The organism is Dialister sp. (assembly GCF_047832375.1).
Classification (GTDB): Bacteria; Bacillota; Negativicutes; order Veillonellales; family Dialisteraceae; genus Dialister.
On the sequence record NZ_CP181256.1, the window covers coordinates 642,501 to 655,734 of the forward strand.

The window sequence follows — 13,234 nt, forward strand, 5'->3', positions numbered from 1 at the left end:
AACAATGTCTTCGGATGTTGTCGAGCCGTTGTTGGGATACCACCCTTGTGTTGCTGAGATTCTAACGCGGAGAGTAACGACCTCGCGGACCATCTCAGGCAGGCGGTTTGACTGGGGCGGTCGCCTCCTAAAGTGTAACGGAGGCGCCCAAAGGTTCCCTCAGGCCGGACAGAAACCGGCCGAAGAGTGCAAAGGCAGAAGGGAGCTTGACTGCGAGACCTACAAGTCGAGCAGAGACGAAAGTCGGGCTTAGTGATCCGGTGGTTCTGAGTGGAAAGGCCATCGCTCAACGGATAAAAGCTACCCTGGGGATAACAGGCTAATCTCTCCCAAGAGTTCATATCGACGGGGAGGTTTGGCACCTCGATGTCGGCTCATCACATCCTGGAGCTGGAGTAGGTTCCAAGGGTTGGGCTGTTCGCCCATTAAAGTGGTACGCGAGCTGGGTTCAAAACGTCGTGAGACAGTTTGGTTCATATCCATCGCGGGCGTAAGAAGTTTGAGGGAGGCTGCTCCTAGTACGAGAGGACCGGAGTGGACGGATCAACGGTGTACCAGTTGTCACGCCAGTGGCACGGCTGGAAAGCCGCATCCGGAAAGGATAAACGCTGAAAGCATCTAAGCGTGAAGCCCGTCTCGAGATGAGACTTCTCATCAGCAATGAGTAAGACCCCTTAAAGACGATGAGGTTGATAGGCTGTGAGTGGAAGTGCCGCAAGGCATGGAGCGACGCAGTACTAATAGGTCGAGGTCTTGACTTAGATTTCACGAAAGCGCGACCGTGGCGAAAGCCTTCGGAGTTTCTTCTGTGCAGTTTTGAGGGAACAGGCCCTCAGAGATTCAGTGGCGACAGCTGTGAGGATACACCCGTACCCATGCCGAACACGGTAGTTAAGCTCACAAACGCCGAAAGTACTTGGCTGGAAGCGGCCTGGGAGGATAGGAAGCTGCTGATTAAGCGATGAAAGCTCCAATTGTAGGATTGGGGCTTTTTTCATGTGTGTGATAAGTGGCTGAGGGGTAACGCCTGACGGCGAGGTGGCTGGGGTGGCTGAAGGGGTGGTGGCGGCGCACAGATGTGGAAGCGCCGCAGTTTTATTTGTCTGTCCGTAAGCGCCAAATAAAAGAGTGTATTGAAAAAGCCCGAAAGTTATAGAATAATCATACTATAAGCTTTCGGGCTTTATGTTATTTGCAGGATTCCTGAACTATAGTGTTCCAGGGCATGTACTTCTCTAATACCGCCTCACCTTTGAGACGCTCTTCATTGGGCATCCCGGTGAGTATGTAGATCAGGTATTTCTCCGGATCTATATTATTGGCCTTGCAGGTTTCAATAATACTGTATACACAGGCACTGGCTTCAGCGCCTTTCGGGCTCGCTGAAAAGAGCCAGTTTTTCCGGCCCACGGTAAAAGGACGTATGCTGTTTTCCGCAATGTTGTTGGATATAGCACACCTGCCATCTTGCAAATAGGTTTCAAGCTGTTCCTTGTTAGTCAGGGAGTAGTTCAAAGCCTGGCTGATCTTAGATTTTGGAAGAACTTTATCACGGCTGCTTTCTACCCACTTCCAATAGGCATCAAGCACCGGCTTCTCCTTTTCAAGTCTTTGTGACTTTCTCTCTTCAGGAGTAAGGTCATGCAGTCCCTTTTCAATTTTAAATAGCTCACGTATGTACCGCAGCCCTTCAGAAGCCAGGTTTACTGAGGGTTCATCCTGCTTTGCCGTTTCGGTTTCTACATACTTTCGTCTTGCATGGGCCCAGCAGAGGCAGCGGGTAACTCCTGTTACCTGGTTGTATCCGGAATAGTCATCCGTTTGGAGGTAACCGGTAAATCCTTTAAGGAATTCCGAGGCATTGGATCCTTTTCTGGTCGGGCTGTACTGGAACAGGCGGATATTATGTAATGGTTCATACTCTCCACTGGTAAAGACCCACATATAGGATTTGCTGGTATTCTTACGTCCTTTTTCATTGAGTACCTGTACCGGAGTCTCATCTGCATGCAGACAGGCTTCTTTGAGAAGGAGACCATGCATGTAGTTCCACAAGGGTTTCAGGTACTCATTTGAAGAAATAATAATCCAGTTGGCCAGAGTTGCCCTGCTGAGAGGCAATCCCAGCTGCTTCCACTCCCGCTCCTGACGATTCAGCGGTACGGCTAATCCGTACTTCTGCATCATCACATGGGCAATGGCAGAAGGTGAAGCAAAGGAATGGGGAATCGGAGGCTTGGGCACTGCCGGCTTCACAATATGCGGTTCGTCATTCTTCCGGCAATTCCTGCATTCATAAGATATCTGGAAGTAACGCCTGCAGATAAGCTTTGGCGGAACAAACTCAATCTGAGTATTAACAAGCTCCCTGCCTATAGGAGACAGCTTATTTCCACAGATGTCACAGACTTTCTGGTCCGCATCCAGGTCAATGTCTATGTTCTCAATGCAGTCTTCAGGAAGGGATTCCAGCAAGTTCTTAACAGATGCTGACTTGCTCTTTTTCTTTCGTTCATAGCCTTTAACCGCAGTCGTTTCAAGCTCCGGTTCCTTGACACTGGGCTTGGCCTCTGTTTCCGCCTCATTAAAGATGCTGGGATAGGCGGCATCTTTATCCGGATCAGTCCGGCGTTCCGATTTAGAACCAAAACGGGCCTGCTGAAGTAATTTCACTGTAGCTAATAAAGCCGCTTTGTCCTTTTCCAGTTTTGCAATTCTATCTAGTAATTCCTGCTCACGGCGGTCTGTCATGGGTACACTCAATTCTATAAAAACAACCGAAATTTCATGTATTTATTATACCATAAAACAGCCGAAAAAGCTCGATAAAATCTAGCTTTTTCGACTGTTTTAGCATGCAGATTTCATACGCTGCAGCGGGGGTGAATGACCTTCACGGCCCGAGGTTGGATGATGGCAAGCCCCTCCATAAGCCAGCGGTATTGCTGTGGGGAAAGCTCAATCAGGGAAGCCGATTCCCTTGGCCACTGAAAGCTTCCGCTCTCAATACGCTTGTAAAGTAGAACGAAACCATCACCCTGCCAGAGGAGACCTTTGATCCGGTCCCGTCTTCTTCCACAGAACAGGAACAGTGATGGAAGGAACGGATTCAGATCATATTGTTGTGAAACCACAGCGGATAATCCGTCAATGGATTTCCGCATGTCCGTGTAGCCGCCGGCCAGGTAAACCCGGTCGGCAGTTAGTTGAATATCCATGAGTAATACCTCCAGTCGTTGAACTTGTAGGTATTATCTCATTTCCAATGGATAGATAAAATCCATCATTTTATTTTGCGCTTACGTCTGTCCAATCGGATGGATGGGGCTAAAGGTTGTAGGTTGGCATCGCTGCGCTCGCCAACCGGGTTGTGGGTGTTTCGCACCGGGGGCATGAGGTGGATCAGCGGCTTCGCCGCAGGAGGAACTACCGGAAAGGTTATCTGATAAAATACGGGTAACCCCAGCATGCAGGCCCTTGGAGAAGGGCCGCGGCAAAGCCGCAGGATGGATGCCGCGAAGCGGCTGAAGCTCTGTAAGCGGTAAGCTGACAGCTGTAAGCATCCAGGTGGCTGAGGAGTATGTGTATATGGTTCCGGCTAATCGTATGGATGGGGCGTAAAGGTGGTGGGTTGGCATCGCTGCGCTCGCCAACCGGGTTGTGGGTGCTTCGCACCGGGGCGTAAGGTAGAGCAGCGGCTTCGCCGCGGATAAATCATTACGAACGTATTTACAATAACGTGAGGCAGTCGTAATTATGCAGGCCCTTAGAGAAGGGCCGCGGCAAAGCCGCAGGATGGATTGCCGCGGAGCGGCTAAAGTTCTGTAAGCAGTAAGCTGACAGCTGCAAGCATTGAGGTGACTGAGGGGTAACGCTTCGCGAGGTGGCTGAGGGGGAGGTGGCGGCGCACAGATTGGGAAGCGCCGCCTTTTTTATATGGGAATGGCCCAGGCGTATGGATGGGGCATAAGGGGGGTGGGTTGGCATCGCTGCGCTCGCCAACCGGGTTGTGGGTGCTTCGCACCGGGGCGTAAGGTAGAGCAGCGGCTTCGCCGCGGATAAATCATTACGAACGTATTTACAATAACGAGAGGCAGTCGTAATTATGCAGGCCCTTAGAGAAGGGCCGCGGCAAAGCCGCAGGATGGATGCTGCGAAGTGGCTGATGCTCTGTAAGCGGTGAGCTGACAGCTGATAGCTGTAAGCCGTAAGCCGTAAGCTGAAAGCTGAAAGCTCCCTCCTACCTGAAATCCGGTGTTTCTTACGGTGTAATAACCATCTGTTTTATTCCCTTCTGTTTACAGTATATTCTCTGTTATCTGTTATTTCACATAATTATCTGTTTTTCATTTACCTCTGTTTGTGGTACACTATGTTTGAATTTATCCTGATTCAGCTTTGTGGTTTACCATGGAGTCCACTGTCAGGGGAAGGGAATAGTAACATGCACGGAAAAAATGCGAAAAAGGCAATGGCAGCCCTGGTGGCTTGTTTATGTGTGGGAACTGCCATGTTTGCAGGGGGATGTGGATCATCTGCACAGACGAAGTCGGCTGCCGTATCTGTGAAGGCCATGAAGGTGCTGCAGCAGGATACGAAAGTGACCCACGATTATTCAGGCCAGGTGAAATCTACGGATGCTGTCATTATTAAACCGAAGGTGTCCGGTTCTATTACGGAAAAGTATTTCAAGAGCGGTCAGTTTGTATCGGAGGGGACCCCTCTCTATAAGCTGGACGACCGGCAGTATGAGTCGGAAGTTCTTTCGGCCCGTTCTAATGTGGATAAGGCGCAGACCAATCTTAATAACTCCATGATTGATCTGGGGCGGTACCAGAAGCTGGCCTCTTCCGGCGCTATTGCGGAGCAGACGCTGACTACCCAGCAGGCTACGGTGGATTCGAACCAGTCCAGTCTCGATGATGCGGTGGCCATGCTGAAGAAGGCCCAGGAGAATCTGGATGATACAGTAATCCGGGCGCCCATTTCCGGCCGTCTTTCCGTGGATGATGTGGCAGTCGGTACCTATGCAGCTGCCGGTAATACCTCCCTTGTATCTATCGGTTCCATTAATCCGATTTATGTCCAGTTCTCTGTCAGTGAAAATGAATACCTGAATTTCCGTACTGCGGCTGACCAGAAAACATTGGAGCATGCGGAACACCATCCGCCGAAGGCTACCCTGACTTTGAGCAATGGTACCAAGTATGACGAAGTATCTACCAATTATGTGGCAGACCGGGAACTTTCGGAAAGTACGGGTACTCTTACTATGAAGGCTATCTTTAATAATGATGATGGTGTGCTGCTCCCCGGCATGTTTGCCCGGGTGACACTGGAAGGCCAGACTTTGAAGGATGCCATTCTTGTCCCGCAGAAGGCGGTGCAGCAGGTATTGAATAAATCCTTTGTCATTGTGGTAGGACCGGACAACAAGTCCGTTTCCAAGATCGTAACCCTTGGTGACCAGGTGGGAAGCTACTACATTGTCAAGAGCGGTCTTTCTGCCGGTGATAACGTGGTGGTAGAAGGCCTGACGAACCTGAAGGAAGGACAGGAGCTTTCCGTAACGGAAACGACGCCGGAAGAACTGGGTCTTTCCCTGACCACCTCTGATACCACTGCTTCCACGACGGCTGCCGCTTCTTCATCTGCAAAGTAAGGAGGCCCTTATGTCTAAATTTTTCATTCGGCGTCCTATTTTTGCTATCGTTATTTCCATTATTATTGTGATTCTGGGGGCAGCGTCCCTGTTTTCCCTGCCGATAGCCCAGTATCCCCAGATTTCTCCACCCACCATCAGCCTCAGCGCTAATTATACCGGCGCCAATGCGACCATTGTGAACCAGACGGTGGCCCAGGTGATCGAGGAAGATCTGAATGGCGTGGAAAATATGTCTTACATGTCTTCTACGTCCAGCAACGATGGGTCCTACAGCCTGTCCATTGTATTCGACCTCTCCAGTGATGGGGACATGGACTCTGTCAATGTACAGAATGATGCAAACCTGGCGAAGAACAGCCTGCCCAGTGATGTACAGACCACGGGCCTCACCGTACGTAAATCTTCCGGCGATATGGTGCTCATGGCGAATCTCTATTCTCCAAACGGCACCTATGACCAGGCATTCCTTAAAAACTATGCGGATATTTACCTGCTCGATAAAATCCAGCGTATCGATGGGGTAGGTAATGTCAATACCTTCGGTTCCAGCTATGCCATGCGGGTGTGGCTGAATCCGGATAAGCTGGCGGAAAGAAACCTGACGGTATCCGATGTCATTTCTGCTATCAAGGAGCAGAATACTTCTGCCCCGGCTGGTACGATCGGCGCCCAGCCTGCACCGGAAACCCAGGAAAAGCAGTACAGCGCCAAGGTGGAAGGCCGTCTTTCCACACCGGAACAGTTCGGCAATATTATCCTGAAGTCCGAATCCAATGGCCAGTTTGTCTACCTGAAGGATGTGGCCAAGATCCAGACCGGCACCCAGAACCAGAGCAGTGATTCCAAGATCAATGGCAAGACCGGTGTTGGTTTCGGCGTGCAGCTGACGAATGATGCCAATGCACTGGAGACGGTGAGCCAGGTGAAGAAGGTGCTCCAGGAAGCGAAGGAAACTTTCCCGCCGGACCTGGATTACACCATTATCATGGATAATACGAACTTCATCAATGCATCCATCAGTGAAGTCCGGGATACCTTCGTCGAATCCCTTCTTCTTGTCATTCTTGTGGTATTCATATTCCTCCAGAAGTGGCGGACCACCCTCATCCCGGTACTGGCGGTACCGGTGTCCATTGTGGGGACCTTTGCCAGCTTCATTGTCCTTGATTTCACAATCAACACGCTCACCCTCTTCGCCATGGTACTGGCCATCGGCCTCGTGGTGGATGATGCCATCGTGGTTATTGAAAACGTGGAAGAGCACATGGCGAAAGACGGGCTCCCTGCAAAGGAAGCCACGGAAAAAGCCATGGGCGAAGTCCAGGGACCGATTATCGCCACCACCGCTGTGCTGGCGTCCATCTTCATCCCGGTAGCCTTTGTGGGCGGCATGACCGGTGTCCTTTACAAGCAGTTTGCCGTAACGATTACGATTTCTGTTGCCATTTCCGCATTCGTGGCCCTGACTCTGACGCCGGCCCTCTGCGGCCTTCTCCTGAAGCCCGATGACAAGGGAATCCAGAAAGGACCGTTGGGTGCTTTCTTCCGGTGGTTTAACAGGTCCTTTGATTCTTTCCGGGAAAAATATACCGGCAAGGTGGGATGGATGATTTACCACCTGAAGTATGCGGCGGTTTTCCTTATCCTGGTGACAGGTCTCATGGGCGTATTTTACAAAATGCTGCCCTCTACCTTCGTCCCCGATGAGGACCAGGGATTCTTTGCGGTCAGTGTGATCATGCCGGAAGGCACGTCCCTGAACCAGACCATCAAAACGGTTGACGCCATTGCCAATGAATCGAAGGAACTGAAGGGGGTCACCGATATTATGACCCACGCCGGCGGTTCTTCCTCCAATTCGGGCAATGTGTATATCGCACTGGACGACTGGAGTAAACGAAAATCCGCTGACCTCAGTGTCAATTCCATTATTGCCAAATTCAACAGCACCATTGTGCCGAAGCATCCGGAGGCCCAGGTGTCTGCTTTCAATATGCCATCTCTTCCGGGTCTTGGCATGGAAGGCGGATGGTCCATGCAGCTCCAGGATAATGTAGGCCTTTCAGATACGGAACTGGGGGATGTGGCCAATAAGGTGGTAGCAGCCTGCAACCAGCGGCCGGAACTGGCCGGTGTCCGCACTTCCTACGCCACCAATACGCCAAGTGTCCAGTATTCTGTGGACCGTGAAAAAGTCAAGAACCTGGGCATCAGCCTGTCCGACGTATTTACCGCTCTCCAGGCCAACTTCGGCGGGTCCCAGGTGAATGATTTCAACCAGTTCGGCCGTTCCTACAAGGTCATTGTACAGGCCGATACCCAGTACCGTTCCCAGGCAGACAGCCTGAAGTTCATTTCCGTGAAATCTTCTTCCGGTAAGATGGTACCTCTGGATACCATTCTCACCAGTTCTATAACCACAGGACCTTCCTCCATTACCCGGTTTAACGGCGTACGGAGCGTGGCTATCCAGGGCAGTGCAGCCAACGGCTACAGCTCCGGTGAAGCCATGCAGGCGGCGGAAGCGGCGGCCAAGAGCGTCATGCCTTCCGGATTCACCATCGAATGGTCCGGCCAGAGCCGCGAAGAAAATTCTTCGTCCAGCTCCACCATGAAGATCCTCGTCATGGCTCTCGTCTTTGCGTTCCTCTGCCTGGCAGCTCTCTATGAAAGCTGGTCCATGCCATTTGCCGTACTCTTTACGGTACCGACCGGTATCTTCGGCGCCGTGGCTACAGAATATGTGGTCCGTAAGCTGGGAACCATCCTGGGTGCCAATACGAGCGGGTATATGAACAGCGTGTACATGCAGATCGGTATCATCATGATTATCGGCCTCGCCGCAAAGAACGCCATCCTTATCGTAGAATTTGCGAAGGAACGGGTGGATAAGGGTATGGATCCCATGAAGGCTGTGGTTATCGCCGCCAAGCTCCGTCTGCGTCCTATCCTGATGACCGCCTTCACCGCCATCATCGGCTGCCTGCCCCTGGCCATGGCCACCGGCGCCGGTGCCGGTGCCCGCTGCGGTATGGGGGTCGCCGTAGTAGGGGGCATGACCTTTGCCACCATCTGCGGGCTCCTCCTGATTCCGGCGTTCTACATTATTTCCGAATACATGGCCCGGTACTTCCGGAAGGTTACGGGATTCAAAGGAATTAAGTTCAAGTACCGCATGCTTCGTCGTTAAGCCTGTGCTATGGTCGACTGACCGTACATGTATATGGGGCTAAGGGTGGTGGGTGAGCAAGCGAAGCGATGTTCACCCACCACCTTTAGCCCCATTTATTCATTTTGGGGGTATACTCAAATTCTCCTCTTGACAGAAAAGAATTCCGGTATTATGATTATCACAACTTCAGAAACAAACCGTTGAAGCGGAGATAAAAATAATTGTGCACTCACAGGGAGCCGGGGTATTGAGAAGCCGGCAGGACGCAGGTTATTAAATGGACCGCTGAGGGCGCGGTGAAAAGGGAACTTAGTAGCCAGCGACGTAGGGCATACGTCAGTTGCCGGAGATATGCTGGTATCTCGCTAAGAGCAGGGGTCATACCCTGAAGCAAGGTGGCACCGCGGAATAGATATCCGTCCTTGACAAGTATTTGTCAGGGACGGATTTTTTTATACCTTCCCTGAAGGAGGAAACCATGGACACAATCAGACGATGGCAGGAGGCCGATTTCATCAGATTCTAAGAAAATGAAACCATGTACATTCAGGAGGTATATACCATGATTAAAGAAGCAATCCAGAAAATCGTCAGAAAAGGAGATCTCTCCTACAAAGAAGCCTATGATGTGATGAATGAAATTATGAATGGGGAAACCACTCCCACCCAGAATGCCGCCTTCCTGGCAGCCCTTTCCACCAAGAGCACCCGGGCAGAAACAATCGATGAGATTTCCGGCTGTGCCGTAGCCATGAGGGAACATGCCATCCCTGTTCCCCATCCGGGCATGAAGGTCCTTGAAATCGTAGGTACCGGCGGTGACCGCTCCAACAGCTTCAATATTTCCACCACCGCAGCCTTCGTAGTGGCAGCAGCGGGGGTAAAGGTAGCCAAACACGGCAACCGGGCGGCTTCTTCCAAGTGCGGTACCGCCGATGTACAGGAAGCACTGGGGGCCAACATTAACCAGGACCCGAAGAAAGCACTGGAAATGCTCCAAAAGGTGGGCATGTGCTTCCTCTTCGCCCAGAAGTACCACGCAGCCATGAAGTACGTAGGGCCCATCCGGAAGGAACTGGGATTCCGCACTGTATTCAATATCCTGGGCCCCCTTACCAACCCGGCGAACCCGGATTACTTCCTCCTCGGCGTCTACGACGGATACCTGGTGGAGCCGGTGGCCAAGGTCCTCGATAAACTGGGCGTCAAGAGTGCGGTGGTTGTTCACGGGGAAGATTGCCTCGATGAAGTTTCCCCCAGTGCTCCGACACTGGTCTGCGAGCTGAAAGGCGGCTACTACCGGACCAGCGAAATCAAACCGGAAGACTTCGGCCTCACCCGGGGCAAAAAGGAAGACATTGTCGGAGGCACACCGGAAGAAAATGCGGAAATCACAAAGGGCATTCTTTCCGGAAAGATCCAGGGGACGAAGCGGAATGCGGTGCTCCTCAATGCGGGCCTTGCGCTCTATGCGGCCAAGGCAGCAGAAACCATGGCAGAGGGCGTAAAGAAAGCGGCAGAATTTATCGACAGCGGCAAAGCCCTTGCTACCATGGAAGATTACATCAAAGTATCTAATGAATGACAGGTGCCCCATGATTCTGGACGATATAGCCAGGGAAACGGAAAGAAGACTGAAAGAGCTGAAGGGGAACGGGTATTATGAAGAAATTCATACAAAGATTCTTCATTTCGAACCTTCAGGAAGCCACCGCTTTTATAAAAATCTTTCAGCCCCCGGCCTTTCCTTCATCTGTGAACTGAAAAAAGCGTCTCCTTCCAAAGGGCTTATCAGTGAGGATTTCCCTTTCGAGGATATAGCAAAGGAATATGAAGCAGCCGGAGCATCGGCTATCTCCTGTCTCACGGAACCGAAATGGTTCAAGGGAGATATCGGCTACCTCAAAAAGGTGGCGGCAGAGGTAACGCTCCCGGTACTTCGGAAGGATTTCATCATCGATGAGTGCCAGATCGAAGAGGCGGCCCTGGCCGGAGCATCGGCCATCCTCCTTATCGCGGCGATTCTGGATGATACAAAAATCCGCTCCTTCATGAAACTGGCCGATGACCTGGGAATGGATGTGCTGGCGGAAGCCCACGATGAAAGGGAAATGGAGCGGCTCCTCCGGGATGGTGCAAAGATAGCAGGGGTCAACAACCGGGACCTCAGGGATTTCACCATAAAGATGGAAAATACGGAAAAACTGGCAAAGCTGGTGCCGGAGAATGTGCTTCTCGTTTCCGAAAGCGGCATGACGGACAAGGAAAAGGTCCATCGGATGAAAGAAGCCGGTGCCGATGCGGTATTGATCGGTGAAATGCTCATGAAAGCAAGTAACAGGACAGAGCTCTTAAAGGAACTGGTCCATGAAAATTCATAAACAAAGGATGGAAACAGATATGAAAACAAGATTTGGCGAATATGGCGGACAGTATGTGCCGGAAGTACTGATGAATGAAGTAAACCGGGTGGCAGAGGCTTTTGAAGAATGCAAGAAGGACCGTTCTTTCCAGGACGAACTCCATCGTCTCTTTGTAAACTACACCGGCCGTCCTTCCATGCTCTACGAAGCTGAAAATATGGAAAAGGACCTCGGCGGCCCCCGCATTTTCCTGAAGAGGGAAGACCTGAACCATACCGGCGCCCACAAGATCAATAACTGCATCGGCCAGGCCCTCCTGGCAAAGCGGATGGGTAAGACAAGAATTATTGCGGAAACCGGTGCCGGCCAGCACGGTGTGGCCGCAGCCACCATCGCTGCTCTCTTCGGCATGGAATGCGAAGTATTCATGGGTGAAATCGATACGGAACGGCAGGCGCTGAACGTGTACCGCATGAAACTTCTGGGAGCCAAGGTAAATGTAGTGAAGACGGGATCCCGGGTGCTGAAGGATGCGGTGAATGCAGCCATGCAGGAATGGAGCCGCCGCTGTGATGATACCCACTATATCATCGGATCTACCACCGGCCCCGCACCGTTCCCGGAAATGGTCCGCTATTTCCAGAGCTGCATCGGCCGGGAAGCCCGGGCCCAGGTGCTGGAACGGACAGGCCGTCTTCCCACGAAGGTCTATGCCTGCGTCGGCGGCGGCTCCAATTCAGCCGGTACCTTCTATCCATTCATCCAGGATGCAGGGGTAGAACTCATCGGCTGTGAAGCCGGTGGCAAAGGTATCGATACCCCTTACCATGCAGCTACCGTAAACCGGGGGAGCCTCGGCGTATTCCACGGCATGAAGTCCCTCTTCTGCCAGGACAAGGATGGAAACATTACGGAAGTCTATTCCATTTCCGCCGGCCTCGACTATCCGGGTGTAAGCCCTGAACATGCCTATCTCAATGATATCGGCCGGGCCCGCTATATCGCCATTACCGATGAAGAAGCGGTACAGGCCTTCGAATACCTGGCAAAGACGGAAGGCATTATCTGCGCCATTGAATCGGCCCATGCCGTTGCAGGGGCTATGAAAGAAGCTAAAAACATGACAAAAGATGATATCGTCGTCATCACACTGTCCGGCCGCGGAGATAAAGATGTGGCCGCTATTGCCCGCTACCGCGGTGAAAACCTGCACGACTGAGGAGGAACGTACTATGAGCCATATTAATGAAGCATTCAAGAACGGTAAAGCATTGATCGCATTTCTGACCACCGGTGTCCCATCCATTGAAGATACGGTGCGGTATGTACTGGATATGGAAAAAGCAGGGGCCACCCTCATCGAGCTGGGTGTACCTTTCTCCGACCCCATTGCTGACGGTCCGGTAATCATGGAGGCCGACGTAAAGGCTTTGGCCAACCATGTACACCTGCCCCAGGTCATGGAAACGGTGAAGGAACTCCGAAAACATACGTCCATTCCCATTGTTCTCCTCACCTATTACAACCCGGTCTTCCGGTATCCGGCGGATAAGTTCTTCCGGGACGCAAAGGAAATCGGCATCGATGGCGTCATCATCCCCGACATGCCCCATGAAGAGCAGCAGGAAATCCGCCCCCTGGCCGATGAAAACGGGGTAGATATTATCCAGATGGTAGCTCCCACATCAGAAGAGCGGATCCGGGCCAATGTGAAAGATGCCACGGGCTTTGTATACGTGGTGTCCTCCATGGGCGTCACCGGCATGAGAGGGAACATCAAGACGGACCTGAAGGATATTATCAAAGTGGTGAAAGAAACCACCGATACCCCCGTGGCCATCGGATTCGGCATCCATACACCGGAGCAGGCCCACGAAATGGCAGCCCTGGCGGATGGCGTCATCACCGGCAGCGGCGTGGTGGATATCATCAATAAGGAAGGCAGCAGGGCCGGTGAAGACCTCATGGCCTACATTGGCGGCCTGAAAAAGGGCATGGAACAGTAAAAAACACTGGCAGAAGGCCGGGAGAGGA

At 52.0% G+C, this 13,234-nt stretch carries 8 protein-coding genes and 2 rRNA genes (1 of these 10 running past the window's edge); 8 read left to right on the top strand and 2 right to left on the bottom strand.

Features of this window, described 5'->3' with window-relative positions:
• Nucleotides 1-761 (top strand): 23S ribosomal RNA (locus ACFWUL_RS02745); it begins 2,166 nt to the left of the window's first position.
• 78 nt (nt 762-839) lie between these two features.
• A 5S ribosomal RNA gene (gene rrf, locus ACFWUL_RS02750) occupies nt 840-956 on the top strand.
• Nucleotides 957-1,188: 232 nt separating this feature from the next.
• On the opposite strand, the gene tnpC is transcribed toward rrf, so the two are convergent.
• Entirely contained in the window at nt 1,189-2,751 is a 1,563-nt protein-coding gene (gene tnpC / locus ACFWUL_RS02755) for an IS66 family transposase (RefSeq protein ID WP_416177728.1), read from the bottom strand.
• A gap of 113 nt (nt 2,752-2,864) precedes the next feature.
• On the bottom strand, nt 2,865-3,218 hold the full coding sequence (gene tnpB, locus ACFWUL_RS02760; protein ID WP_416177697.1) for an IS66 family insertion sequence element accessory protein TnpB: 354 nt from the start codon (nt 3,216-3,218) through the stop codon (nt 2,865-2,867).
• Between the two features lie 1,226 nt (nt 3,219-4,444).
• Here tnpB and ACFWUL_RS02765 point away from each other — a divergent pair.
• From ACFWUL_RS02765 to trpA, 6 genes are all read left to right on the top strand, one after another.
• Entirely contained in the window at nt 4,445-5,662 is a 1,218-nt protein-coding gene (locus ACFWUL_RS02765) for an efflux RND transporter periplasmic adaptor subunit (RefSeq protein ID WP_297020022.1), read from the top strand.
• 10 nt (nt 5,663-5,672) lie between these two features.
• Entirely contained in the window at nt 5,673-8,855 is a 3,183-nt protein-coding gene (locus tag ACFWUL_RS02770) for an efflux RND transporter permease subunit (RefSeq protein ID WP_416177729.1), read from the top strand.
• Nucleotides 8,856-9,399: 544 nt separating this feature from the next.
• Nucleotides 9,400-10,422, top strand: a complete 1,023-nt coding sequence (gene trpD / locus ACFWUL_RS02775) for an anthranilate phosphoribosyltransferase (protein WP_416177730.1) — start codon at nt 9,400-9,402, stop codon at nt 10,420-10,422.
• A gap of 10 nt (nt 10,423-10,432) precedes the next feature.
• Nucleotides 10,433-11,218 (top strand): indole-3-glycerol phosphate synthase TrpC, encoded by a 786-nt coding sequence (gene trpC / locus ACFWUL_RS02780; RefSeq protein WP_416177731.1) that lies wholly within the window; start codon nt 10,433-10,435, stop codon nt 11,216-11,218.
• A 19-nt stretch (nt 11,219-11,237) separates the two neighbouring features.
• Entirely contained in the window at nt 11,238-12,419 is a 1,182-nt protein-coding gene (gene trpB / locus ACFWUL_RS02785) for a tryptophan synthase subunit beta (protein ID WP_297020035.1), read from the top strand.
• Nucleotides 12,420-12,432: 13 nt separating this feature from the next.
• Nucleotides 12,433-13,206 carry a tryptophan synthase subunit alpha gene (gene trpA, locus ACFWUL_RS02790; RefSeq protein ID WP_416177732.1) on the top strand — a complete coding sequence of 258 codons (774 nt, stop codon included), beginning with the start codon at nt 12,433-12,435 and terminating at the stop codon, nt 13,204-13,206.
• Nucleotides 13,207-13,234 lie beyond the last annotated feature (28 nt).